We start from the raw sequence: 25878 nt of genomic DNA, 5'->3' as shown, positions 1-25878 counted from the left end.
AAAAACATCCCTTTTTGTCGAATTTGTGTTTGACAGGAGGTGGATGATAGCATGAGCAAAGTAGAATCAACTTGTCCGAAATGTGGCGGACCCATTTACGAAGATGAAAATGCGTTAACTGGATTTTGTGAGAAGTGTTCCAAAGAAGAAGAGTAAACCAAGCATCCTTCGGGGTGCTTTTTCTTTTGCCAAAATACATAGAGGAGCTGACTGATATGGCATTGACGGCCAAGCAACAACACTTTGTAAAAGAATACCTGATTGACCTCAATGCCAAGCAGGCAGCGATCAGAGCAGGATATAGCCCCAAAACGGCTGAACAGCAGGCCAGTAGATTGTTAAGTAATGTTAAGGTTCAGGCGGCGATCCAGGAGGCCATGGACAAACGAGCGGCCAAGGTTGAAGTTACGGCCGATATGGTGCTTCGACGCTGGTGGGATCTGGCTACCGCTGATCCGAACGAGCTGATCCATTTGAGACGTTTGGCGTGCCGGCATTGCTACGGAATCGATCACCAGTACCAATGGGTCGATGCGGCTGAGTATGCCCAAGCGGTAGAGGATGCCATTAACGATGCCGAGGCTAAAGCAGAGGAAATGGATAAGCCGGTTCAAGACATTTTGCCGAGTGAAGCTGGCGGATATGGCTTTGATCGTCTGGCGGATCCACATCCATTCTGCCCTCAATGCCGCGGCGAGGGTCGTCCGGATTTACATATCGAGGACACCCGCAAGCTTCAGGGCGGCGCTAAGCTGCTGTACTCTGGAATTAAGCAAACGAAGGCAGGGCTTGAAATTGTGATGCATGATCAGGCGAAGGCGCTGGAGAATGTCGCCCGGCACCTGGGAATGTTTAAGGATAAGGTGGAGCTGTCGGGTGGGGTTAGCGTCAGTGATCCGTTCCAGGGGCTAACTACTGAGGATCTGAAGAAGTTGGTCCGAGATGGTTAATCTTGCGGCAATCAAGCGCGGTGCCCGTGTAGAGTTGGCGAGACGTGAGTTTTTCTATTTCTGCCAGGCCATGGCACCGGACTTCTACCAGGAAAATCGTCAGTTTCTTGTTGATCTGTGCAATGAGATGCAGGACTTCTATGAGTCAGACGACGATATTCTGATCGTCAACGAGCCCCCGCGGCATGGTAAAAGCCGAACGGCATCGATGTTTGCACAGTGGGTATTCGGACAGGACCAGTCAGCCAAAATTATGACCGGCTCCTATAACGAGACGCTATCGACCACGTTCTCCAAAGCGGTGCGCAACGGGATCAGCACGGAGAAGGCTGATGAGAATATCATCGTGTACAGTGACATCTTCCCTCAAGTGCAGATCCGCCGAGGGGATGGAGCCATGAACCTTTGGAGCCTGGAAGGTGGATACAGCAACTATCTGGCCACGTCTCCTACAGGTACAGCAACAGGCTTTGGTGCTTCGATCCTCATGATTGATGACTTGATCAAGAATGCCGAGGAAGCGAGCAATGAGGGTGTTCTGGAGAAGCACTGGGATTGGTTCACGAATACGATGCTGAGCCGTTTGGAAGAGGGCGGCAAGATCATTATCATTATGACACGATGGGCAACAGGAGACCTTGCAGGCAGGGCCCTGGAGCATTTTGCAGAGGAGAAGAAGAAGGTGCGGCACCTGAGCATGAAGGCCCTGCAGGATGACGGTACGATGCTCTGCGAAGAGATCCTTTCCCGCGAGTCTTACAACATGAAGGTACGTGCCATGGGTGCTGATATTGCCAGCGCCAACTATCAGCAGATCCCGATTGATATCAAGGGCAAGCTTTACAGTAGCTTCAAGACATATGAGCATCTACCTCTGGACACTTCTGGAGAACCGCTGTTCACTGGCATTTACGCATATTGCGATTCAGCAGATGAGGGCGCGGATTATCTGTGCAACATCATATGGGGTGCGTACAACAAAGAAGCGTATGTGCTTGATATAATCTACACCAAAGAGCCTATGGAGATTACAGAGCCGGCAGTTGCTAAGGCTCTTTTTGCGTTACAGGTCAATCGGGCACGGATTGAAAGTAATAACGGGGGGCGTTCATTCGCTCGGAGTGTCAAACGGATTCTGGAGAAGGAACTGAGAAGTAACCGGACAGACGTGAGCTGGTTCCATCAGAGTAAAAATAAAGTGGCCCGTATTGTATCGAATGCAACATGGGTCATGCAGCATGTATACTTCCCTGTGAACTGGCGGGACCGCTGGCCGGAGTATCACAAGGCTATGAACAATTATCAGCGCGAGGGTAAGAACACCCATGATGATGCGCCAGATGCTACGACAGGCATCGCAGAAACGATGTATATGTTAGGAGGCTGAGAAAGTGGGGTGGTTTCAGAATATGGTCATGAAAATGCTGCGTATTAACCCAGCGCCAGAGAATCGAATCGTCACAATCACCGAGCCGCTATCATATCGGACGAATGTATTGCGTAACCGACTATGGTTCCGTGGCGATGCTTCTGAGTTAGATCAATTCTACAAGCAGACAGGGACGGACGCGGTAGGCAAAGCGCGTTTCTGGGCAGCGGTACCCAGTCAAAACATGGCGATTCGGAAAATCCATTCCGGAATGCCTGCCATGATTGCGGAACGTCTATCGGATATCGTCGTTGCTGATCTGGAAGCCGTTGAGGTGGATACGGAAACCGCATGGGACGATATCAGCAAAGACAATGCGTTTGATGAGTTGTTAGGGCAGAACATCATAGACGCTTTGGTGGCTGGGGATGGTGCGTATAAAATCACCGTGGATACTGATGTTACCCAATATCCCATTATTGAGTTCTACAGCGGGGATCAGGTGGAGTATAGACGGAACCGGGGCAGGCTGCATGAGGTTGTTTTCTTTACGGATCACACGCTAAAGGGCAAGGATTACCGCTTAGAAGAAACCTATGGACGTGGTTACATCCGGTATCAGCTTTATGACGCTTACGGTAAAGGCGTTCCGCTTACTATGTTGCCTGAGACAGCGGCACTGGCGAACATTGAATACGATGGCAAGTTTATTATGGCCATACCGCTGATGTTCTTCCGCAGCTCCAAGTGGGAGGGGCGAGGGAAATCCCTGTTCGATAGCAAGTCAGACAACTTTGACGCATTGGATGAAGTGGTGAGTCAATGGTGGGACGCGATCCGAGCCGGAAGAGTACAGAAGTATATTCCAGACGACTTGGTTCCGAAGAACCCTGAAACAGGGGCTCCAATGCGCGCCAACCCATTTGATAATCAGTTCATCAAGATTGGCACCTCCTTTGCTGAGGAGGGTAAAAACCAAATCACTATGTTGCAGCCGCAGATCCTGTATGAAGCATTCGTGGGGTCCTACGCCAGCGCTCTGGATATGTGCTTGCAGGGCGTTATGTCGCCATCCACGTTGGGCATTGACTTGAAGAAGACCGACAATGCAGAAGCGCAGCGGGAGAAGGAGAAAGCCACGCTATACACCCGCGGAAAGATCATTGATGCGTTGAATGAGGTGTTGCCCCGTCTGGTTGAAACTGTATTGAAGGTGCATGACACGATGCAGAGCCGGGCAGCAGGCGATTATAAAGTATCTATTAAGTTCGGTGAGTATGCTGCTCCAGACTTTGGCAGCGTGGTTGAGACAGTGGGCAAGGCCCGGACGTTCGGTGTGATGAGCGTAGAGCGTGCGGTGGAAGAGATGTATGGCGATACCTGGACTGACGATGAGAAGGCTGAAGAGGTTAAACGCCTGAAGGATGAACAGGGGATCACCTTTGATGAACCGTCTCTGAAACGGGACGACCCGCCTGATCCTAAAGATGACGACGAAGATGATGAAGCATGAAGAAGAAATATGACATCCGCCAGATCTTCAGCGACATGGAAATGGATCTGATCAAGTCCATGCAGCGTAACCTGCAGCGTCACAAGGATGACGAGGAACGAGAGGGCAAAGAGTGGGAGCAGTGGCAACAACGCAAGCTGCAAGACATCCAGCAGTACCGCAAGGAGACACGCCAGATATCCAAGAAGTATGAGCCGGAAGTGAAGAAGGCCGCAGAGGAAGAGGTCAAAGGCTCCTGGCGGCGCGGGGCTGATCGTGTTGTGAACACAGTCAAGGGCTTGTGGAACAAGATCACGGGCAAAAAGCCGGATATCGAAGCTGAAGATGGTTCAGACCGTAGCTTCTTCAAGATCAACGAGAAGCGGGTTAACGCTCTCGCAGATGCAGCAGAGAACAATCTGCAATTAGCCCGCCACGCCATGCTGAGACAAGCGGATGATGTGTATAGACAGACCATCTACAAATCCCAGGTATACCTGAACAGTGGAGCGGCTTCGCTGAATCAGGCTATTGACCGGGCTACTAAGGATTTTCTGGAAAAGGGATTCGACTCGATCACGTACGCCAATGGCCGTAGAGTCAACGTTGCCAGTTATGCTGAAATGGCGTTGCGTACTGCCTCCCAGCGTGCAGTGTTTGCTGGAGAGGGTGCCAAACGGGATCAGCTCGGCATCCGAACTGTGGTGATATCATCACACGCCAACTGTTCGAAGCTGTGCCTGCCATATCAGGGCAAAGTGTTCATTGATGACGTTTATTCAGGCGGGACCGAAGCTGATGGCAAGTATCCGCTTCTGAGTACCGCCATTGCTGCTGGTTTGTTCCATCCGAACTGTCGCCATAACATGACTACGTTCATTGTGGGGACCAGCTCACTGCCTAAGCCTGCCGATGATGCAAAAGCTTTGGCCAACTACCAGGCAGAGCAGAAACAGCGCTACATGGAACGCCAGATACGTAAGTACAAGCGCCTAGAAGCGGGCAGTGTGGATGAAGGAAACCAGGCGAATTACAAGGCCAAGGTTAGACAGTGGCAAGCCCAATTGCGGATTCACCTGAAGGAACATGATTACTTACGTAGAGATCCCAAACGGGAGAAGGTAAGAGTTTGAAGGCCCTAGCTGAGACTGCTGGGGCCTATTGCTCGTTGACCGGAGCATCACGGTCCGCTCCCTTAGCTGGAGAGCAGCTATATAAATCTATGGAGGCTGATGACAAATGGATTGGTTGAAAACGTTGTTGAAGAATGCGGGATTGGATGATTCAAAGATTGACGGGATCGTAACGGATGCAGGCAAGGAGCTTCCAAAACACTTTGTTCCCAAATCGCAGTACAACGACTTATCGGATGTGAAGAAGAAGCTGGAGAAGGACGTTACGGATCGGGACGCGCAGCTCGAAACGCTCAGTAAGGATGCAGGAGCTTCGGAATCGCTCAAGGCTGAGATTGCCCGCCTTCAGGGGGAAAACACCACAGCCAAGCAGCAGTATGAATCTGATTTGAATGATATTCAGATGACCAATGCAATTTCTGCCGCTCTTAACGGTAAGGTCCATAACGAGAAGGTGGTTACGGGCATGATCGACAAGGCAAAGTTGGTTATTGGCGATGACGGTAAGGTGGTAGGGCTGGATGAGCAATTGAAGGGGCTTCAAACATCGGATGCCTACTTGTTCAAACCCGATGAAGCAGGCGGCGGTAACGGTGGCGGTGCAGGTGGTTTCCGTGTAGGCAATCCAGGGCAAGGAACCGGGCAAGCCACGAACGATCAACTGGCAAGTATTTTCGGCGTTGCTGAAACGAAGTAATAAACCAATTTACTAATTTAAGGGAGAGATGAACACATGCCGTTCAACTATGTAGAAAGCTTTTTGACCACATTGCAGCAGAAGTATACGAAAGAGTTGGCTTCGGATGGTTTGACTACGCAGAATGCCATCTGGGTGAATAACAAAACAATCAAGGTGCCAAGTTTGGATGTAGCCGGGTATAAGAATCACAACCGTAACGGGGGTTGGAACCGACAAGCCGTCAGCAATAATTTTGAGACGATGGCCTTGACCTTTGACCGTGATGTGGAGTTCTTCGTCGATGCCATGGACGTAGATGAAACGAATCAAATCGTTTCTGCTGCTAATCTGACAGCGACATTCGAGAAGGAACAAGCCATTCCTGAGCTTGATAAATATCGTTTCTCCAAGATGTATGCGGATTATGTGGCAATGGGATACACGCCAGATACAACCGTTTTGGATGCAGCCAATGCGTTGGAAGTGTTCGATGAAATGATGATGAACATGGACGAAGCAGAGGTACCGCAAGAAGGCCGGATCATGTACGTAACGCCAAACTATTTGAAACTGCTTAAATCTGCCGAGAAGCTTCGCCAGATTGTTACGGTGGGTCAGAACAGCGGTGTGATTGACCGGGCAGTACGCAGTTTGGATGAGGTCGTGTTGAAATCCGTACCTTCCAGCCGTATGAAGACAGTATATGACTTTACAAACGGTGCTGTGGCGGGTGTAGGGGCAAAACAGATTAACTTGATCCTTGTTCATCCAGACTGTGTGTTGGCACCGATCAAACACAGTGCAATCTTTCTGTGGGAGCCAGGCAGCCATACACAAGGTGACGGGTATCTGTACCAAAACCGCCGTTACACGGATCTGTTCTTGATCGAGCGTAAAGCGGCCGCGATCCAAATGAACGTTCAAGCCTAAATATAACAGCGAATAGAGAGGGGAAAATCACATGTTGTTTGCAGTAAAGGGAAATACGCAGTTGAAGATTGACGATGCTGAGCGGGTAACCTATCTTAAACTCGGCTTCGATATCGCTGAACAGTCGGGAAATACGCTTGAAGTGGTAGAGAACTCTTCAAGCAAGAAGGTGTCTTGGAAGGAATACGAAGCGCTGGTAAGAGAGAACGAAGAGTTGAGGAATCAGATTGCGGCATCCGGTTCTGGTACACCGGAAGCGCTGAAGGGGCTGCAAACCCAGTTGGATGACGCGAACAAGGAAATCAAATCACTTAAAAAGCAGATTGCAGCCACGACTACACCTGATGACAAGTAGGTGATGGCATGTCATATGTAACGGAAGAAGAGTATGAACTTTATGGGGACGGTGTGATTCCGGCTGAGGACTTGAATAAGGCTCTCAGTCGGGCATCCGACCAAATAGACAGCCTGACCTATAATCGCATCGTACAACGCAAACTGGACAGCCTGACAGCCTTTCAGCGGGGGAATGTGGTCAAGGCAGTATGCCAACAAGCGGATTTCCAGTTCCAATATGGGGATTACTTGGACTTCCCGCTCTCTGGATACTCAGCGGGCAGCGTCAGCGTGTCATTTAAGGCCGTTGAAGGCGCTGGTGGGGTTAAGACTACCGAAGGTGTTACAAACCTGCTGAGAGCCACAGGGTTGATGAATAGGGGGCTATGTTGATGCGGGGTAAGTTTCCATTTCCACATTGGATTTTAAAAACGCCTGTTCAAGTGTTTCACACCAAACTGTCAGAAGACGGGGAGCCTGTCGAGGATCTAATCTTTGACGGGCTTGCTTGTTATGACGAGAAGATGCGTCAGAAGCTGGATAAGGAGCGCCGATTGGTTACGTTGTCCGGCAAGGTGATTCTTCGTGGTGATATATTGCCTGGAGAACTGATTGAGGGCTTTGTCCGGGTTGGCGGTACTGATCGGATCATATTCAGCGCATCACGGCCACAGCATCCAGATGGCAGCGTCTTTTCTACGGAATTGGAGTTGAGCTGATGGTTAAAGTGAAAGTGACGATGGATCCCCAGGCTATGCGGGAGCTTGCAAATGCTCCATTGAAAGCACTGGAGCAAGTCGCCAACGGGAAAGCAGAAAGCATCCTGACCGAGATTGCAAACGCTCAGGTCGTGCCAAAACAAACAGGGGAGTTGGAACGCAGTGCCTGGGTAGATACTACGGGGCTCAAAAAGGGCAAGGTCAAGATTGTGTATGACACGCCGTATGCGCGCCGTCTTTACTGGCATCCAGAATACAACTTCCGCAGGGATAAGAACGCCAACGCCCAAGGGCTATGGCTGGAAGCTTGGCAGAAGGAACAGAAAGGCTGGATTCGCAAGACGTTTGAAAAGCTGGTCAAGAAGTTTGGGGGTGGGTTCATCAAATGATGCTGTCCGAGATTCGGGATTGGCTGAAAACGCAGATCGATTCCCCATATTGGTACATTGGCAAGATCGACGGCAAGAAGGAACAGTCCATTGGTGTTTACAACCTGAACACCGGACAACCTTACATTGCCATCGGAGGGCTGGAGAACACCAGCTATGCCAGCAAGTCCATATCCATCCTGGTTCACTGGTCAAAGAATGCAGATACAGCGGAGCGTAAGGCCCATGAGGTCTATGCTGCGCTATTTGGTCGTTCTGATGGCGAGATAGCAGGACACCGTGTCATTGCCTTTGAGATGAGGACACCATGGCCTATTGATGTGGGTACCGACGATGCAGGGATATATGAATACGTGATTGAGACAACGATTTGTTACGAGAGGTAGGGGGATTTTAATGCCGACAACTGGCGTTTTTCCGGTTCATAACAATATTTTCAAAGTAGGTATCAAGGGTCGAGCTTCCACAGATTCAGAGTTGGTGACGATCAAGGATCTGGAGAATTTCGCTCCAGCTATTGATGGTAACACGGAAGAGTGGAGTTCGATGGACCAAGCGGGCTGGACAAGACGTGCTGTAACGGGTAAGTCCTTGTCTTTCAGCTTTTCAGGTAAACGGAACTATGGCGATCCTGGTAATGATTACGTTGCTGGTTTGTTGCTGGGTACGGGACAAGAGGTAGAAACGATTTTCGAATGGACGATGCCATCCGGCGCGAAGCTGACCATGGATTGCGTGATCAACCTGACCACACCAGCAGGCGGCGATTCGACCAACATTGACGGTCTGGAATTTGAGCTGCTGTCTGACGGTAAGCCGGAATTTGATAAAGCACCAACTACACCATAATTCATAAACCAAGGGGGATTTAAAGATGGCCAACATTATTAATCTTACAGATAAATTTGCAAAAGACGAGGTAGCTTCAATCCAGATTGGGAACAAAAAGTATCCAATCAACAATTCTGTTGAAGCTGTATTGGGATTTGAAGAACTGGCAAATGACGCTTCTGTGAAAGGACTTCTGAACGCAATTCAAGGGTCTTTGGGTGAGAAAGCCGTGACTGAAATTGGTGTAAGAAAAATGAGCGTTGAAAATTTGAAAGTGCTTATGTCCGGTCTGGTTGCAGCTATGCAGGGTTTATCCTATGAGGAAGCCGCTGCCCGATTTCGACAATAGCGCCGCGCCGGAAAATTGGTACGATTTGCGCGAGGACTGGTCTCTAATTGAAGCCAGCCTTGCCAAACAGTACGGTATCCGCATCCGGCAGCACGGGGACATGCCATGGGAAGAGTTTTGTACATTCGTTGGGGGCCTAATGCCTGATACACCACTTGGCAGCATTGTGACGATCCGAGCGGAGAAGGACCCGAAAACAATCAAGGGGTTCAATGCAGATCAGCGCCGCATTCACAGGGAATGGCGAACACGGCAAGCGGACAAGAAACTAGATGACCCAGTGAAACTTGATCAGCAGATGAAGAATATGGAAGCGGCAATAGCCCGGATGTTTGGGGGTGGGTAGATGACTAGCGCAGGCCAGGTAGATTTAGACCTAGGGCTCAATTATGGGCCGTTTCGAAGTCAGCTTAACGGAATCGCTGGTACAGCTACAAACCTTGTTGGTGGAGCATTCACAAAGCTGGGCGGGATTGTTGCTGGAGCGTTCGCAGTTCATAGCTTAAAAGAGTTTGGTAAGGAAGCCATTAACCTGGCATCGGATCTGGCCGAAGTACAGAACGTGGTTAACGTCACGTTCGGATCAATGACAAACCAGATTAACAACTGGTCATCGAACCTGATCGAATCATTCGGTTTGTCCGAACTGTCCGGTAAACGGTACGCATCCACCATGGGTGCCATGCTCAAATCATCCGGTATTTCCGGTGAAGCCATGAAACAGATGTCCGTTAGGTTGACGGAATTATCTGCTGACATGGCTTCTTTTTATAACATCACAAATGACGAAGCGTATTACAAAGTGTTCTCCGGTATGGTCGGTGAGACAGAACCACTCAAGCAATTGGGTGTGAACATGTCCGTGGTCAATATGGAAGCCTACGCGATGTCTCAGGGCATTACAAAGTCCTGGTTAGCCATGACCCAATCTGAACAGGCCATGCTCCGGTATGGTTATTTGCTACAGGTAACGGCCGATGCTCAGGGTGACTTTGCCCGTAACGGCCAATCATGGGCGAACCAAGTCCGCATGATGTCCGAACAGTGGAACATCTTCAAGGGCACAATGGGTGCAGGATTCATCAACATCTTGACACCGATCTTAAAAGGGCTCAACTGGATCATAGCCAAATTACAGGTTGCAGCAGCCTATTTCAAGGCATTCACGGAACTGGTCTTTGGTGACGCTGTGAACGCTGGTGGTGCCGGAATGACAGTGGCTACCGATGCCATGGGCGGCATGGGTGATGCAGCAGCGGCCGCAGCTCCTGCTGTAGAAGATACAGGGAAAGCGGCTGAGAAGGCAGGCAAGAAGGCCAAGAAGGCCGGAAAAGACATGAAGGGCAGTTTGGCCGGATTCGATCAGCTCAATACACTTGCTCAATCCGCGGCGTCCGCTCTGGATGATGCGGGTTCTAAAGCTGCTGGAGCTGGCAAAGGAATAGGCGGCCTGGGTGCGATGGCTGGATTTGGTGACCTGGACTTGGGCACACCATCAATCGAGATCGATCCAATCAAACAACAGGTTGCTGCATTCTTGGAAGATGTAAAATCGCGGTTCTCTAAAGCTTGGGCTTATATCTCTTCAGGCTGGGGCGAAATGCGGCCGGCACTACAACCGTTTGTTGATATGATGGTGCCTATTCGTCAATCGGTATCCAATATGGGCAAGACGTTTTTGGATCTGAAAGACAAGGTACTTGTTCCGGTGGCGAAGTACATTTTGGGTGACTTCATTCCGGCCATCGTCACAGGCTTTGTTAAATCGTTTGCTCCTGTCATTGCGAAGCAGATCGTATGGACATTTGATTTCCTTGACCGGACATTCCGGAATTCTACGGATCAATCCATTAAGCTGTGGGAAAACGTTTGGTTACCGAGTCTGGATAAGGTGAAGAACGCCTTTGTTACCAATATGCCGTTAATCGCTGCAGCCTTGCAAAGCCTACTGGATGGGACATTGAACCCGTTCACGGATTTCATGATGAACGACTTTGCAATCCCAGTATCTACGGTGCTTGCTGAGACGCTGGTACCCATTTTCACAGATACACTGGTCTGGGCCATTGACACGTTCACTAAGACTTTCACGAATGCAGTCAACCACATCAACGATCTATGGGACAGCACACTGAATCCGGCACTGGAGCAGTTCAGGGATTTGTTCTTGGATATCATTCCGCAGATCGGGAAATCATTTTCTGACTTGCTGAATGGTACGCTTAAACCTTTTGTGGATTATGCCTTGAATGACTTCATCATCCCGATTGCCGCGAAGATTGTTGATACGCTGGTACCTGTGTTTGCAGACACGTTGGTTTGGGCTTTCAAGGAAGCAGCCAACACGTTTGAATGGGCCGTCAAGCTGATCAATGACATTTACAACACGGTGTTGAAACCCGTCTTTGATCTGATTAAAAAAATTGTCTTGGATACGCTGGAGACGATCAAGGGCCTGTGGAACAAATACGGGGCCGAGCTACTTGCGAAGCTGACGGAGTTTATGGAGAACACGCGCAAGCTGTTCCAGAAACTTTGGGACGACATCCTGAAACCGATCATAGAGCCGTTCCTCAAAAAGCTGAATGAAATTTGGGACGGCACGCTCAAGGGAATCATCAAGCAAGTGGGCGAGGTGGTCATGAAACTGGTTAACGCCGCATTGGACATCTATAACAAGTTCATTGTTCCGTTGATCAGTTATGTCATAGACAAACTGGCTCCAGGCTTCACCAAGGGCTTTAACATCATACTGAACATCGTCACAACGGTCATCGAAAGCGTAGGCGGCATCATCAAGGGGTTGCTGAAAACACTTGGCGGCGTCATTGATTTTGTAGCGGGTGCTTTCACAGGTGACTGGAAGAAGGCATGGACAGGCGTAAAAGACATCTTTGGTGGGATATTCGATTCCTTGTATAGTCTTGTCAAAGCTCCATTGAACCTGATCATAGATGGCATTAACAAGGTCATCGAAGGATTCAATAGCTTGAGTGTAAGCATTCCTGAGTTTGAGGTCTTTGGTCAGAAGGTGGGCGGGGGTAACATTGGGGTACCACAGATCCCGAAAATTCCGAAGCTGGCAAAAGGCGGTTTGGCCTACGGGCCTACACTTGCTATGGTCGGGGATAACCGAGGGGCTTCCGTTGACCCCGAAGTCGTGTCACCGTTGTCCAAGCTTCAAGACATGATAGGTGGGAACAATCAGCCGATGGTGGAAATATTGCTCCTGATTTTGGACGCGATCCGAAACGGAGACAAACAGACCGTCATCCAGCTCAACGGTACGGAGTTGGGGCGTGCTACTGTGAGTGCAATAAACGATATTACAAGGCGTACAGGCCGTTCGCCATTAACGACATAGGAGGGATGCAGATTGGAAATCAAAATTAATGGTCAAGAGATTGCCGCTTATCCCTCCACGTACCAGGTGACGGTACTTGACTTGGATGACGCTAATTCATCGGTACGTACTGCAAACGGAACCTTGAACCGGGACAGGATAGCGGTCAAACGGCAGATAGACATGACTTGGGGGATGCTGACCTGGGCAGAAATGTCCTCCATCCTTCAATCCATGTCCAATGTGTTTTTTGACTGCACTTATCCAGATCCCATGACAGGGAAGCATGAAACTAAACGGATGTATGTCGGCAATCGGCCTGCACCGTTCAGTGTGATGAGTGGCGGCGTCATGTACTGGAATGGTCTCAAATTGACGCTGACAGAGAGGTGATGAGATGTATCCAATATCGCCGCTCTACACGGATTATTTAAGACGGCCAGACCGGGAATTCATTGTCAAGGCTCTGGTGGGCAGTGAGGAATACGATAGCAGTAGAATCGTGGATTTCAGTATTGAGAACAGTTTGAGTCTGACCGATGGCTTCCAGATCGGGACGGCCATTCCCTCCAAACTGACAATCAAACTCCGAACAAATGAGATCATCCCAGCGAATGCACGTATCGTGCCGTACCTGTCCCTGTCTCTGGCTGGCCTGACGTGGCTAGAAGCGCAGTACCCATGGCAAGACATGAATATCACTTGGACGGGCTCAGGGACGGACTGGTTGCCGCTGGGAGAGTTCTTTGTCGATGATCGGGAGAAGATCAATGATGTCTGGACGTACACCTGTTACGACAAGCTGGTTATGGCTGACGTGGCGTACATATCATCATTGACGTATCCGACCACACAAAGAGCGGTCTTCAACGAAATTTGCAACCGGCTTGGCTGGACGTATGACAGCAGCGTGGTGATTAATCCGGCCTATCAGGTGCAGGCAGGGCCAGCAGGGTACACCATGCGCCAAGTACTTGCCTATATCGCTTCTGCGAATAGCGCGAGTATTTTTATTGATAAGGCTGGCACATTGAAATTCAAGCGGTTTACGGCTGCTGAAGAACCTGTATTTGAAATGACGACAGCGGATTATGTGGTTGCCAAAATGACCAATCCCGTTAAGTCATATAGCCGTGTAGTGGTGACGTACAACACCGAGGATGGCTTGCAGTATGAAGCGGGTACCGGGGATGAGAACCATACCCTCTACCTGGAAAACCCGTTCATGACCCAATCGCAAGTAAACAACTTGCAGGCTGCGCTGAACGGCTTCTCGTATCTGCCTTTGACGATGGAAGCGCGGGGGTATCCTCAGTTGGAACAAGGGGATGTCATCGGGTTTGTACAGCAGGAAGGCAGTACCTGGATTGATACCGTGTCAACATGGGAAGATACCCAGATCCCATGGAATGGGCTTGTAGAGTACAAGTCAATCATCTTACACCAGGTATTCAGCTTTGCTGGTGGCTTGAAGATGAGTCTGGAAGCCACATCTGTTTCAGAGCAGCGCAGTGAATTTGTCGTAGAAGGCAGTCTAACGCAACAAGTGAACAAGCTGAATAAAGATGCGATCAAGGAAGGTAAGTCCTACTACGGGGCTACCATCACCCGTACTGAGGGGTTAATCATTGAGCGGGAAGATCATAAGAGCAAGGTCATACTGAACAGTGATAAGCTTTCATTCCAGGCTGATGGTCAAGACAAATTGTACTTTGATCCGGTTGCAGGCAAGTACAAATTCATAGGCACGTTGGAAGCTTCAGATGGTGTGTTCAGCGGAACAGTTTCCGGGGGGCGCATTGTGGGTGGAAGCATACAGATAGGCAACTCATTTTCCGTCAACGAGTCAGGCCATATGGTTGCGGTTGGCGGGGAATTTAGTGGCACGATCACGGCGGCGGTCATCACAGGGGGCCAAATTAATGGTGGTACCATCAATGGTTCAACCATCATTGGTTCGGTTCTGAAAACAGCCAACAGTGGTAGGCGCATTGAGATTGATACGGCTGGGTTCCGGTCCTATGATTCCAGTGGACGCAACCGGATACAGATGGCGACCACAGAGGATTCATTGGCTGCTGCTATGATCTTTAGGGATGTAAACGGAACATCGGTGGGCGAGATCAATTCCTATTCAAACAGTGGCGTCCTGACCATGTATGGAAATAGCATCATAATTGGTTCGAACAATACGGGTAATCCAATTCGTTTTCAAGGTGCAGTCAATTTTGCGGGGGCGGTTAACGGCCTGGATATCTCAGACGTCAGCGGACTGCAAAGTCAATTGACGAATTTACAAACTCAGATTTCTAACTTGCTGTTAGCTTTCTATTCTCACTCACACTCTGTTACTTTGCCTACGCACAACCACGGGCTCTCTAATGCCGCAAATTGGGGCGGAACCTTCACAACTTCAAATCCGTAATGTATCATAATAGGAAAATAGCACCAATACGGAGGTAGAGTCATGAAGAAGTTTGCACATAAAGTTGCATATATTGCTGGTGGTATCATTATCGGCGTAGTGTTTTCGACATCAGCAGGAGCATTTGCCGATACTGTTAAGAGCATGGTTGGAAAGAAAGTGACTGGTGAATATACGATTGTTGTAGATGGAAAGAAATTGTCAGACAAAGGTGCAGTTATTGACTCTCGAGCAAATGTTCCAGCGCGTGCCTTGTCTGACGCTTTAGGGGCTGATGTTAAAGTGACTGGTAAAACAATCGTTATCACGTCTGATGCGAACGGGTCTTCTGGGATCAACTCTCCCGACTCTCCCATTCAGACTGCGAACAAGTATTCAGGTAAATCAAAAGCCGCTTTGGAAATATTGAAATCGGAATATAATAATAAAATCTTGCCACCAGTTGTTGAAGGGCTCAAAAAAGTAACTGATGAATACGAGGGTATTAAAGCAGCGGGGGACGCTGAAACTACTAGACTTGCAAAACAAAAGGTAGCTGAATATCAAAAGCTGGTAGATGATGCTCAAGCAGAACTGAAGCTGATTGATGAAGCGCTGGAGGTTGCTAAGTGAAAAAAGTCATCTCAGGAGTATTGGCAGTAACATTATTACTTGGTTCCACTACTGTAATGGCAGCTTCATCTGGCTTGCTCGGTCAGAAAGTACAAGGTCTGTTCTCAGTTGAACAGAATGGTTCTAAAATAGCAGATGCTGTAGTAATTAATGGTTCTACTTATGTACCTGTACGAGCGATTGCTGAAGCAACTGGAACATCCATAAAAGTTGAAGGTAAGAAAATTATTATTGGCGGGTCCTCTTCAACAGCACCAAGCAAAGATACAAATACTGGAAATAACAATACTAGCGGCAATAATTCATCCACTTCTAATAGTAGAGCTAATCCAGCGTCAATCGGTACGACACTTCCGTTTACTGTGAAGGATATTATGGATGATTATGGCGGTACGGTGAGTATCCAGCAGGTTATTCGAGGGGAGCAAGCTTGGCAGATGATTCATGAAGCCAATATGTTCAACGATGAACCCGCTGCCGGATATGAATATATACTTGCAAAAGCGAAAGTGAATATTACCAGAAATGCTAAATCGGATACTGCTGTTGACCTCTGGAACGGAGATTTCACGCTAGTCTCCACTTCTGGAACAGCTTATGATAATCAAACGGTAGTAACACCCGATCCGAAAATAAATTCAAGTATTTACGCGGGATCTTCAAACGAGGGCTGGGTAGTCTTCATGGTTAAGAAGAACGATGATTCACCCTTGATTGCGTTCGAACGTAAGTATGACGGATCTGGTGGGGTATGGTTCAAAACAAAATAAAATAACACATGAGAGAGTCCATATGCATGGGCTCTTTTTTTGTTGCCCAGAAAGGTGTGAACAGCATGGAGGAACAGCGGTTACGCGAGATTATACGTGAGGAATTAATTGCCCATGATGAACGGACCAAAGCTGAGACGGTGACGATCCGCGTCAATGATCAGATGAAAGGCACTATGCTTGAAATCATGAAGAATATGAAGTGGGGTGCACCAAGTGAGAATTAAGAAAGTGCTTGAGCTGTCCGTAGACGTGACTGACATTTTCCGTGAGAGTCCTTTGGTGATCCGGGCCATGGTGGACACATTACCCACGCTGGATTCTCAGGTTGCGTTCCTTCGGGCTATTCACCAGGACGTTGAAACTTTATTGAAGGGAGTTGTTACGAATGGCGAACCGGTTCGCGAATCTGGAGGGCAGCAAAAAGATAAGTGAGGATTTCAATAACATTAACATCGGTTTTGATCGTGTTCAGGCCGAGATGGACACCAAAGGTACGCCAGCGGATGCCCAGGCCAAAGCCGATGCAGCTAAAGTGGCAGCCATTGCCGCGGCTGCTGCTGATCTGGCTGCACATAAGGCACGCGGGGCAGATGAGCATCCGACAGCAAAAGGGAATGCAGCGGGGTTCATGAGTGCGGCTGACAAGCTCTTAGTGGATGCCCGCACCAGCGCCGCAACCCCTGACACGCTCATGCAGCGTGACGCAGCGGGACGGGCCAAGGTAGCTGCTCCAATCGCAACGGATGACATTGCCCGCAAAGCTGAAACGGACACCGTACAAGCCAATCTGGACAGCCATGCAACGGATACGAATATCCATGTAACAGCAGCGGACCACACAAAGCTAAATGGGATTGCTGCAGGAGCTGAGGTCAACCAAAACGCCTTTGCAGTTATCAATGATGTGGAAGCTTCCGGTAAGTCTGATACAGTTATTTTTGTTGGTGGTACAGGGATTACAGTCACAACCGATCCCGAGGGCAAGCGGATTGTCCTGACGGCAACAGGGGAAGCAACGCCGGGCGCTCACGCATCATCTCATATCACTGGCGGGACGGACGTCATCCCTGATGCTGTAATTGGCGGCTCAAGCGGTCTGATGAGTGGAACGGATGCCAAGTTTGTACGGCAAGATGGGGAGAGCAAAACAGGGGCACAGGCCAAGGCAGACGCAGCCAAACAGGCAGCCAATGAATATACGGACGGTAAAGTTGCGGAAATCGTCATTGATGATGCGTCCTTGACTCAGAAAGGTATTGTGCAATTGTCTGATGCTACTGATGGTTCTCGGAGTGATGTTGCAGCAACGGAGAAAGCTGTTGGACTGGCTTTTCAAGCTGGAGTTGAGCGGAAAGCCGAAGTGGTTGCCGCGCTTAACTCCATAGGGGTATTGGCATCCACTTCAGAGACATGGGATCAGCTTATTTCTAAATTAGCGGCGGTTATTCGCGCTACAGGTTCGGCTACCCCGTCACAAGTCATGTCTGGAGCGACGTTCTCGAATGTAACAGGAAATAACCGTACTGGAGCCATGCTCGATAATGGTGCTGTTACACAAAATATCACAAATCAAAACGGCGTCTATGTTGTACCAGAAGGATATCATAATGGCTCTGGTGTGGTACAAGCTGTTATTACGAACTTAATTGCGGGAAATATCAGGACTGGTATAACAGTTGGTGGGGTGCCTGGTACGTTTACTGGTTCGATTTCTCCAGGAAGCGGCCCGATTTTCAGACGAACTAATTACGCGAGTAGCAATTCTAGCACACCGTACGAGGTGGTTGGCATTGTATTTAACCTGCCAGGGACAATACGTATCTCGTTTGACTTGTACACATCATCTACTAATGCTCGCGCCCAAATATATAAAAATGGGGTTGCTTTCGGCACACTCCGAAGCTCAAGCTCATCAACACCAACAACATATGTACAGGATATAACCTTTGTTGCTGGTGATAAAATTTCTGTTTATTTATGGGCAATTGGATCATCTGCGTCGATAGAAAAGATAATTTACGGTACTAATCTTTTGACAATAACGCAAGAGTAGGAGGTTGACGGATGAAAATGGTTTTGGAATATAAAACTCAAGCTGAACGCGAACGACTCATTGCCGAGAATGCACATAAATTTCTCGTGGAAGAACGTAATATCATTGATGGGAATTTTTTAGTTTTTGCAGATGAAGCTCCACCTGTTCCTGTAATTTATGTGACTGTACCGCAAGAGGAGTTTGAATCAATCAAGCAAGATAGCACACTCCTGAAAGCACAAAGCAAAGCATTGTCCGACCGTGCCGACTTCACTGACGATGTTATCGCTGAAATGGCGCAGGAGTTATACAAATGATCCGGCGCTTTTTATTTTGGCTTTTGATTCGTCTGGAAGGGGGTGAGACCATGGTTGCTATGTTCTTTGCACAACGTATCATTTTGGGGAAAACGGAGTATAAGGCTGTACCTGAATCTTTGCGTGGACAGGTAAATGAAATTTTGATTGAGAGTGGCGTTGAATTCATGATCGAACAGTAACAGGCGTTCCGACATCGGAGCGCTATTTTTGTGCCCTCTGGAGTGGTCAGGGGGCTTTTCAATATATTCAGATAGAGACGGGGGATTGGCGTATGGAAGCCATACCAGGAGGTGTACAGGACATGCAGGTGCAGGATGTAAATACGATTGTGGATTTGAAGGTTCAACTGGCACGGATCGAGGAAGCGCTGAAGCCGCTGGCGGCATTGGCTCCAGGTTTGGCCGAGGTTAGAGAAATTTCCAAAGAAGCCCTACAGGCGGCCCAGCAAATGACTCTTCGTATTATCGAGCTTGAAGCGGAATTGAAGAAGACAACCGATGTAGCCCATGAAGCCAAGCGCAATGCGGCCGATGCGCTGACACGTTTAAATAAGCATGACGAGGACCAAAAGTGGCTAAAGCGTACCGTGTATGGTGCGGCATTAACTGGATTGACTGGACTTCTTATCGCGGCTGTATGGGCCGGAATTAAGTTAGGGGGAATGTAGTGTGGAGTGGGACATTATTCAAGGGTTGATTGATGCTAGGCTGCTAATCGTATTGGCAGCCTGCTGGGTGATTGGGTACGTTCTCAAGAAAACGCCAAAGGTACAGGATTGGACCATCGTTTATATCGTTTCCGGTGTAGCAATTGTATTTTCTATCCTGATGCTTGGCCTGAGTGTGGAGAGTGTGGTACAGGGCGTTCTAGTGGGCGCTGTGGCGGTTTACGGGAATCAGTTGGTAAAGCAGACGAAAAAGGGAGCTGGTACAGATGTTTAAAGTAGAGGTCGACGCGGGCCACGGAGGTAAGGACCCAGGCGGTTCGGGAAACGGTGTGTTGGAAAAAGATATTGCTCTAAAGGTGTCACTCGGCATCAAGGAACGCCTGGAAGCTGATTACGAGAATGTACAGGTGCTGTTGACCAGATCCACGGACGTATTTTTGGAACTGAAGGAGCGGACAAGCAAAGCCAATGCTGCTGGTGCTGACATCCTGGTATCCATCCATTGCAACGCTGGTGGCGGCAAGGGCGGGTTTGAGTCCTTTCGGTATACTTCGGCATCTAAAGAGAGTATCAAACTTCAGGATGCATTACACAAGGCAATCATGGCTAAGTTGGGCGGAATCGATCGAGGACAGAAGGCGCAGAACCTTCACATGGTCCGCGAATCCAAAATGCCGGCAGTCCTGACCGAGAACCTGTTTGTCGATGTGGCAGCTGACGCGGATCGGTTGAAGCAAGCGAGTGTAATTGATGCGATTATCGAAGGTCATGTCCAAGGGATTGCTACATACCTGGGGCTGAAGAGTAAGGGGAAGGAGGACAAGCCAGTAACACAAGAACGCGATATTAATGTGCCTAGTGGTTGGGCTAAAGAAACGTGGCAGGAATTGACGAAGAAAGGCTTCTTCGATGGCACAAGACCTGGCGCACCGATCACGCGCGAAGAAATGGCGATCGTGGTTGGTAGGGTATTGAAGTATGTTGACCAAAAAGGATAATTAAGGTAATATACAATTAAATCCGAAAGCATCGGTACAAAAGAGCCCTGTTAACCTTCAATGGTCAGCAGGGCTCTTTGTTTATCTACTCAATTTGTACAGGCAGTACTGATTTAACGACACATCTTCCGCAGCGGCCCGCTCCACCAATTGCCGGTGCAAGCTCCGAGGTACCCGAAGATTAAACTTCCCGCTGAACTTATCATCTCCGATAGGTTCAGGAATGTCGTCACCGTATTCCAGCTTTACAGCCAGGTAACCCTCCATTGCTTCCCGAACACTTTCGTAGGCTTCAGCAGAGGTATCCCCATTGCTCTGGCACCCATCTAATTCCGCAACAGTTGCGAAGAAATAATCACCGCTCTCGTCCTTAACGGGTCTGATTTGTATTGTATACGGGAGGGCCATGTAGTACGCTAAATCCTTCTTTTGGCTATGATTTGCCATTAATATTCGGCTAGGATATGATGAGAATTAAGGAAAGGGGAGGTGCTACTCCCCGATCCGGTCCAGTACGTCTTTGACGTATGCCGCCTTTAGTGGTTGTTCCTTTTTGATGGTTATCAAGTCTCCTGCTTGGTTCCGGAAATGGAAGTGCGAGCCGTTGCTTCTCACTAATCCATAACCGTGATGCCGGAGTACCTTGGCAACTTCATCATATTGAATACCACTGGGGCGGTCTTTCATTTTTCGGACCAATTTTTCTATCCTAGCCATATCTCACCTCCTGTTTATATAGTACCACATACAGTACCATTATACAAGAGGTTTATGCTCTTGATTTGGAACAATTCAGCTCTATTTTATTTTTTCGGCAGATGTGTTCCTTCTATTATAAAGGGGCAGTCATGGGGCAGTTGATTGTGTATTCAATGTTTGTACATGCTGGTCATGACTGCCCATAAGGTTTAAAAACGAGAGTTCATCTGTCTTTTGACTGTGTAAGACTACCGCGGAATAGGGTGAGAATCAGCCTTCCAAGCTAATAGCGTGGGTTCGATTCCCATCACCCGCTTTATAGTAAAACCAAAAGAGAGATGGTTCTTGCCATCTCTTTTTTGTTTTTTTTTACGTTTCCATCTGTACCTGAACACTCATTCCACTGCTAATAAGCACATCGGATCTCCTTATTAATAACGATGGATCGTATACAGCGACACATGCATAAGGTCGTTTTTTTAATCTTTATTTTGTAAACCGCTTACAAAAATATCTTGCCTAATCCTTCAGCCTGTAATACTATATCAATTAAGCGCTTAACCTTTAGGGGTAAAGTGCTTAAACTTAACGTAGATTAAGCGCTTAACCCGTAAAGGGAAGGGAGATGTCAATCCATGACAACAATTAGACTGACGATGGCTCAGGCACTGCTCCGATACCTGGATCAGCAATATATTTCGGTTGATGGGGTGGAAACGAAGTTTGTGAAGGGTGTCATTGGCATTTTTGGACATGGCAACGTAACGGGGATTGGAGAGGCACTGGAGCGTAGTTCAGGAAGTCTGACGTATATGCAGGGGAAAAATGAACAAGGCATGGTACATACGGCGGCGGCCTATGCCAAGCAGAAGAACCGTAGACAGATTTATGCCTGCACGACATCCATCGGACCAGGTGCACTGAACATGATTACCGCAGCTGCAACCGCAACGGTCAATCGGATTCCTGTTTTATTGCTTCCGGGGGATAACTTTGCCACGCGTGAACCAGATCCTGTGCTGCAACAGCTGGAGGTCAGTGGCGATTATACCATTTCAGCTACTGATCCGTTCAAAGCGGTCAGCAAATACTGGGATCGTATCGTGCGTCCTGAACAGCTAATGATTGCTGCCACGCAGGCGATGCGCGTGCTGACGGACCCGGCGGAGACGGGCGCGGTAACGCTGGCGCTGCCGCAGGATGTGCAGGCAGAGGCATACGATTACCCTGAATCGTTCTTCGCCCGCAAGGTGCATTACCTGGACCGTCGTCCTCCGGTCCAGGCGGCTATTGAACGGGCAGCGCAGCAGATTGCCCGTGGCAGGAGGCCGCTGATCATTGCTGGCGGCGGCGTGTTGTATGCCGAGGCGTCCGCGCAGCTGGCTGAATTCGCCGAGGCATATGGCATTCCGGTTGCCGAGACGCAGGCTGGCAAGAGTGCCTTGCCGTGGGACCACCCACTTAATGTGGGAGCCATCGGCGTAACCGGCTCGCTGGCTGCCAATAGGCTAGCCAGGGAAGCAGATGTGGTAATCGGCGTCGGTACACGTTTCTCGGATTTTACGACGGCGTCCCGGTCTGCTTTTCAACATCCTGAAGCGGCTTTCATTAACATTAACCTGAACGGCATGGATGCTGCCAAACTGGGTGGGGAAGCGATTTTGGCTGATGCACGGGAAGGTCTGCAAGCGTTGCAAACGGCTTTACAGAAACATCATTACCGCAGCGGTTACGGAACATCCGAGATCGCCGAACTGCGGGATGAATGGAACAGCGAGGTGGATCGGCTTTATGGACTGCAACACGAGGCTGGGCTGGCCCAGACCACTGCGGTCGGTGTCATTAACCGGACCATTGACCCTTCTTCTGTCATCGTGTGTGCTGCGGGAAGTTTACCCGGAGATTTGCACCGTCTGTGGCGTGCATCTGCACCAAAAACATACCACATGGAGTATGGCTTCTCCTGTATGGGCTATGAGGTAAGCGGGGCATTCGGAGCAGCTCTTGCCGAGCCTGAGCGGGATGTGTATGCCATGGTGGGTGACGGCAGTTACCTAATGCTGCATTCTGAACTGGTGACGAGCTTGCAGGAACAGAAGAAGATGACCATTTTGCTATTTAATAATAACGGATTCCAGTGTATTCACAATTTGCAGCGAGAGCACGGAAGTGACGGGTTCGGCAATGAGTTCCGCTATCGGGAATCGGAGAGCGGACGACTGACTGGGGATTACATGCCTATCGATTTTGCAGCTCATGCCCGCAGCCTTGGAGCCAAAGCCTATAAGGCAGAGACGACAGAACAATTAGAGCAGGCGCTAAGAGATGCACGGAATGAGACCGAAACTACATTGATTGAAATTCCGGTCGTTCCCGGAACCAATGCAGGCGGATATGAGTCGTGGTGGAATGTGGGTGTGCCAGAAGTATCTACGGAAGAAAAAGTGGTTCATGCTCACCACACGATGCAGGCAAACCGTGCCAAGGCTAAACTCATTTAATTGTGCATGCATGTGCATTAATCCAAGAGTATCTTCTAACCAGCATGATATAGATAGAAATGCTTCACTCGTGAATCCGTTGTATGGATCAGGTTGCTTTTTCCTCTAAATATCTTGCACCCAGGAGTGAGTTAATTCGAAATTATGCAAAATGCATCGTTCAGCACTCTGCACTGAATAATGCGAGAAATGTTGAATTATAAAAGGAGACGTGGAGCCATGAACAAGCTGCCATTTCAGCTCGGGATTCATCCGATCAACTGGGTCGGAGAGGATGTGAAGGAGCATGGTGATGCAACAACATGTGAACAGATACTGGATGATATTCAGCGGCTCGGACTGACGGGTACGGAGATGGGGCGGAAATATCCCACGGATCCAGTCATATTGCGGGGGGAGTTAAACAAGCGCAGCATACGCCTCGTTTCCCAGTGGAAATCGGTTTTGTTCTCCGACGCGGCATATCGTCAGTCTGAGCTGGAGAGCTACCGAAGACACGCAGAATTTCTGCAATCGATGGGCAGCACGGTGATTAGCACGGCGGAGGTAGGCGGTTCGCTGCATTTTGATCCAAGGCGGACACCACATGAAAAAGAAGTGCTGAGACTCAGTGAATCGGAATGGCACATCCTTGCTGAGGGGCTAAACAAAGCGGGGACCATCGCCCGTGAGCACGGGTTGAAACTGACGTATCATCACCATGGAGGCACTGTTGTGGAGCAGCCAGAAGAAATCGATAAACTGATGCAGCTGACCGACCCATCTCTTGTTTATTTGCTCTATGACACAGGCCATGCCTACTACGGTGGAGCAGATCCCCTAACGCTCTTGCGCAAGCATTATGACCGGATTGCCTATATCCACCTGAAGGATATCCGTCATCAAGTGCTGGACGAAGCAAGGGCAGAACAGTCTGATTTTGTGGGTTGCATCCGTAAAGGGGTATTCACGGTTCCCGGAGATGGTTGTATTGATTTTGCGCCTATTCTGCAGGAATTGATCACCCGAGGGTACGATGGCTGGGCGATGCTTGAAGGGGAACAGGACCCTGCAATTCATAATCCATATGAGTATGCGCGGAGATCTTTGCAATATATGGAGTCCTTATACCAACACAGCTGATAAAGTCATGGCAATCGGGAGAGAGCCATACCATGAGGTAAACCGGATGATGAGTATGTAAGTTTGATGATTTTTCTAACAACATTACAGAGACAAAACTTAAAACTTTAAACTTCACAATTCTAAATATTCTATCCATATATACATGCAAAATCCCATCATAGAAAGGGGTTCAAATGCAATGACCTACGTATCCTTTCCTGGTTCCAGGAAGATGGATTTCACCGCGATTGGCCGTCTGTGCATAGACTTGAATGCCAACGAGATCAATCGCCCGATGGAAGAGACAATGACCTTTACAAAATATGTGGGCGGCTCTCCGGCCAATATTACGATTGGCATGTCCAGACTCGGCATGGAAACGGCGTTTATCGGCAAAATTGCAAATGACCAGATGGGCCGATTCATCCACAGCTATCTGGAGTGGAACGGGATCGATACGTCAAATGTGGTAACAGATGATACCGGAGCGGTGACAGGGCTTGCTTTTACCGAGATCAAAAGCCCAACTGACTGCAGCATTCTGATGTATCGCGACAATGTAGCTGATCTGCTATTGCAATCGAGAGAGGTGCAGGAACAGCTGATTGCCGACTCCAAAGTGCTGCTGATCTCGGGTACAGCCCTCGCCCAAAGTCCATCGCGTGAAGCGGTATTCCTGGCGCTGACGTATGCGAAAAAGCATGGCACAGTCATTGTGTTTGATCTGGACTATCGTCCATACACATGGACATCAGCAGAAGAAACGGCGGTCTATTATAACCTCGCAGCCGAGAAATGCGATATCATCCTGGGCACACGTGAAGAGTTCGACATGATGGAGACGTTTGACCATAATCCAGACCATAGCGATCAGGTGACCGCGCAAAAATGGTTCGACTTTTCAGCTAAAATTGTGGTCATCAAACATGGCAAGGAAGGCTCCATTGCCTATACAGGTGAAGGGCTATCTCATCAAGCGGACAGCTACCCTGCGCGTGTGGTGAAAACGTTTGGTGCAGGTGATTCCTACGCGGCGGGCTTCCTGTATGGGTTGATGCAGGGGTGGACGATTGAACGCAGCATGGCGTTTGGCAGTGCGGCAGCAAGTATCGTGATTTCCAGCCATAGCTGCTCGGATGCAATGCCAACGGTGGAACAAGTGAATGACTATATTGAACGATGCAATCGGGGCGAAATTACGGTGTCCTGAAGCGTGTTGAAGTA

Annotated in this window: 32 protein-coding genes; 30 read left to right on the top strand and 2 right to left on the bottom strand. The window is 49.0% G+C overall.

Annotation, left to right across the window (positions count from 1 at the left end; all coding sequences use genetic code 11):
• The first annotated feature begins 215 nt into the window (after positions 1-215).
• The 27 genes from Q0V21_RS24210 (at position 216) to Q0V21_RS24080 (ending at position 20350) form a co-directional block, all read left to right on the top strand.
• Complete coding sequence (locus Q0V21_RS24210) at positions 216-950, top strand: terminase small subunit (RefSeq protein WP_301880965.1); 735 nt, start codon at positions 216-218, stop codon at positions 948-950.
• Complete coding sequence (terL, locus tag Q0V21_RS24205) at positions 943-2337, top strand: phage terminase large subunit (protein WP_301880964.1); 1395 nt, start codon at positions 943-945, stop codon at positions 2335-2337. Before Q0V21_RS24210 ends, terL begins: the two co-directional genes overlap by 8 nt.
• Positions 2338-2341: 4 nt before the next feature.
• The gene (locus tag Q0V21_RS24200; protein ID WP_301880963.1) at positions 2342-3832 is read left to right on the top strand and encodes a capsid protein; all 1491 of its coding nucleotides are present in this window, start codon (positions 2342-2344) and stop codon (positions 3830-3832) included.
• Entirely contained in the window at positions 3829-4944 is a 1116-nt protein-coding gene (locus Q0V21_RS24195; protein ID WP_301880961.1) for a phage minor capsid protein, read from the top strand. The genes Q0V21_RS24200 and Q0V21_RS24195 overlap by 4 nt, the downstream gene beginning before the upstream one ends.
• Positions 4945-5050: 106 nt before the next feature.
• Entirely contained in the window at positions 5051-5641 is a 591-nt protein-coding gene (locus tag Q0V21_RS24190) for a phage scaffolding protein (RefSeq protein ID WP_301880959.1), read from the top strand.
• A gap of 36 nt (positions 5642-5677) precedes the next feature.
• Complete coding sequence (locus Q0V21_RS24185) at positions 5678-6553, top strand: capsid protein (RefSeq protein WP_301880958.1); 876 nt, start codon at positions 5678-5680, stop codon at positions 6551-6553.
• Between the two features lie 31 nt (positions 6554-6584).
• Positions 6585-6908 (top strand): hypothetical protein, encoded by a 324-nt coding sequence (locus Q0V21_RS24180; protein ID WP_301880957.1) that lies wholly within the window; start codon positions 6585-6587, stop codon positions 6906-6908.
• 8 nt (positions 6909-6916) lie between these two features.
• Complete coding sequence (locus tag Q0V21_RS24175) at positions 6917-7282, top strand: head-tail connector protein (RefSeq protein WP_301880956.1); 366 nt, start codon at positions 6917-6919, stop codon at positions 7280-7282.
• Complete coding sequence (locus tag Q0V21_RS24170; protein WP_301880955.1) at positions 7282-7608, top strand: hypothetical protein; 327 nt, start codon at positions 7282-7284, stop codon at positions 7606-7608. Before Q0V21_RS24175 ends, Q0V21_RS24170 begins: the two co-directional genes overlap by 1 nt.
• Positions 7608-7997, top strand: a complete 390-nt coding sequence (locus Q0V21_RS24165) for a hypothetical protein (RefSeq protein ID WP_301880954.1) — start codon at positions 7608-7610, stop codon at positions 7995-7997. The genes Q0V21_RS24170 and Q0V21_RS24165 overlap by 1 nt, the downstream gene beginning before the upstream one ends.
• Positions 7994-8383 carry a minor capsid protein gene (locus Q0V21_RS24160; protein ID WP_301880953.1) on the top strand — a complete coding sequence of 130 codons (390 nt, stop codon included), beginning with the start codon at positions 7994-7996 and terminating at the stop codon, positions 8381-8383. The genes Q0V21_RS24165 and Q0V21_RS24160 overlap by 4 nt, the downstream gene beginning before the upstream one ends.
• A 10-nt stretch (positions 8384-8393) precedes the next feature.
• Entirely contained in the window at positions 8394-8846 is a 453-nt protein-coding gene (locus Q0V21_RS24155; protein ID WP_301880952.1) for a phage tail tube protein, read from the top strand.
• 25 nt (positions 8847-8871) lie between these two features.
• Positions 8872-9177, top strand: coding sequence for a hypothetical protein (locus Q0V21_RS24150; protein WP_024632383.1), 306 nt, complete (start codon positions 8872-8874; stop codon positions 9175-9177).
• The gene (locus Q0V21_RS24145) at positions 9146-9523 is read left to right on the top strand and encodes a Gp15 family bacteriophage protein (RefSeq protein ID WP_301880950.1); all 378 of its coding nucleotides are present in this window, start codon (positions 9146-9148) and stop codon (positions 9521-9523) included. Before Q0V21_RS24150 ends, Q0V21_RS24145 begins: the two co-directional genes overlap by 32 nt.
• Complete coding sequence (locus Q0V21_RS24140; RefSeq protein WP_301880949.1) at positions 9524-12541, top strand: phage tail protein; 3018 nt, start codon at positions 9524-9526, stop codon at positions 12539-12541.
• A gap of 12 nt (positions 12542-12553) precedes the next feature.
• Entirely contained in the window at positions 12554-12913 is a 360-nt protein-coding gene (locus Q0V21_RS24135) for a DUF6711 family protein (RefSeq protein ID WP_285074761.1), read from the top strand.
• 4 nt (positions 12914-12917) lie between these two features.
• Positions 12918-14945, top strand: coding sequence for a hypothetical protein (locus Q0V21_RS24130; RefSeq protein ID WP_301880948.1), 2028 nt, complete (start codon positions 12918-12920; stop codon positions 14943-14945).
• Between the two features lie 42 nt (positions 14946-14987).
• Positions 14988-15557, top strand: coding sequence for a stalk domain-containing protein (locus Q0V21_RS24125; RefSeq protein ID WP_301880947.1), 570 nt, complete (start codon positions 14988-14990; stop codon positions 15555-15557).
• The gene (locus tag Q0V21_RS24120; RefSeq protein ID WP_301880946.1) at positions 15554-16327 is read left to right on the top strand and encodes a DUF4352 domain-containing protein; all 774 of its coding nucleotides are present in this window, start codon (positions 15554-15556) and stop codon (positions 16325-16327) included. Before Q0V21_RS24125 ends, Q0V21_RS24120 begins: the two co-directional genes overlap by 4 nt.
• Before the next feature lie 26 nt (positions 16328-16353).
• Positions 16354-16554 carry a hypothetical protein gene (locus Q0V21_RS24115; protein WP_301880945.1) on the top strand — a complete coding sequence of 67 codons (201 nt, stop codon included), beginning with the start codon at positions 16354-16356 and terminating at the stop codon, positions 16552-16554.
• Positions 16544-16762, top strand: a complete 219-nt coding sequence (locus Q0V21_RS24110) for a hypothetical protein (RefSeq protein WP_301880944.1) — start codon at positions 16544-16546, stop codon at positions 16760-16762. Before Q0V21_RS24115 ends, Q0V21_RS24110 begins: the two co-directional genes overlap by 11 nt.
• A complete protein-coding gene (locus Q0V21_RS24105; RefSeq protein WP_301880943.1) occupies positions 16716-18383 on the top strand; it encodes a phage tail protein in 1668 nt (555 codons plus the stop codon). Before Q0V21_RS24110 ends, Q0V21_RS24105 begins: the two co-directional genes overlap by 47 nt.
• A gap of 11 nt (positions 18384-18394) precedes the next feature.
• The gene (locus Q0V21_RS24100; protein ID WP_301880942.1) at positions 18395-18682 is read left to right on the top strand and encodes a hypothetical protein; all 288 of its coding nucleotides are present in this window, start codon (positions 18395-18397) and stop codon (positions 18680-18682) included.
• Positions 18679-18864 (top strand): hypothetical protein, encoded by a 186-nt coding sequence (locus Q0V21_RS24095; protein ID WP_301880941.1) that lies wholly within the window; start codon positions 18679-18681, stop codon positions 18862-18864. Before Q0V21_RS24100 ends, Q0V21_RS24095 begins: the two co-directional genes overlap by 4 nt.
• A 92-nt stretch (positions 18865-18956) precedes the next feature.
• Positions 18957-19352, top strand: a complete 396-nt coding sequence (locus Q0V21_RS24090) for a hypothetical protein (protein ID WP_301880940.1) — start codon at positions 18957-18959, stop codon at positions 19350-19352.
• A gap of 1 nt (position 19353) precedes the next feature.
• Positions 19354-19626 carry a phage holin family protein gene (locus tag Q0V21_RS24085; protein ID WP_301880939.1) on the top strand — a complete coding sequence of 91 codons (273 nt, stop codon included), beginning with the start codon at positions 19354-19356 and terminating at the stop codon, positions 19624-19626.
• Complete coding sequence (locus tag Q0V21_RS24080) at positions 19619-20350, top strand: N-acetylmuramoyl-L-alanine amidase (RefSeq protein ID WP_301880938.1); 732 nt, start codon at positions 19619-19621, stop codon at positions 20348-20350. Before Q0V21_RS24085 ends, Q0V21_RS24080 begins: the two co-directional genes overlap by 8 nt.
• Before the next feature lie 81 nt (positions 20351-20431).
• Here the strand turns inward: Q0V21_RS24080 and Q0V21_RS24075 are convergent, their stop codons facing one another.
• A complete protein-coding gene (locus Q0V21_RS24075) occupies positions 20432-20758 on the bottom strand; it encodes a type II toxin-antitoxin system HicB family antitoxin (protein ID WP_301880937.1) in 327 nt (108 codons plus the stop codon).
• 84 nt (positions 20759-20842) lie between these two features.
• The gene (locus Q0V21_RS24070; RefSeq protein ID WP_301880936.1) at positions 20843-21067 is read right to left on the bottom strand and encodes a type II toxin-antitoxin system HicA family toxin; all 225 of its coding nucleotides are present in this window, start codon (positions 21065-21067) and stop codon (positions 20843-20845) included.
• Between the two features lie 617 nt (positions 21068-21684).
• Between Q0V21_RS24070 and iolD the strand changes: the two genes are divergently transcribed.
• The 3 genes from iolD (at position 21685) to iolC (ending at position 25864) form a co-directional block, all read left to right on the top strand.
• Positions 21685-23550, top strand: coding sequence for a 3D-(3,5/4)-trihydroxycyclohexane-1,2-dione acylhydrolase (decyclizing) (iolD, locus tag Q0V21_RS24065; RefSeq protein ID WP_301880935.1), 1866 nt, complete (start codon positions 21685-21687; stop codon positions 23548-23550).
• A 219-nt stretch (positions 23551-23769) separates the two neighbouring features.
• On the top strand, positions 23770-24672 hold the full coding sequence (gene iolE / locus Q0V21_RS24060; RefSeq protein WP_301880934.1) for a myo-inosose-2 dehydratase: 903 nt from the start codon (positions 23770-23772) through the stop codon (positions 24670-24672).
• Positions 24673-24853: 181 nt separating this feature from the next.
• Positions 24854-25864: a 5-dehydro-2-deoxygluconokinase gene (gene iolC / locus Q0V21_RS24055; protein ID WP_301880933.1), complete on the top strand. Its 1011-nt coding sequence runs from the start codon at positions 24854-24856 to the stop codon at positions 25862-25864.
• Positions 25865-25878: the final 14 nt, after the last annotated feature.

The organism is Paenibacillus sp. 11B (assembly GCF_030487755.1).
Taxonomy (GTDB): Bacteria; Bacillota; Bacilli; order Paenibacillales; family Paenibacillaceae; genus Paenibacillus; species Paenibacillus vandeheii.
Note: the sequence above shows the minus strand (reverse complement) of the source record. Positions and strands in the feature narration are given on the sequence as shown.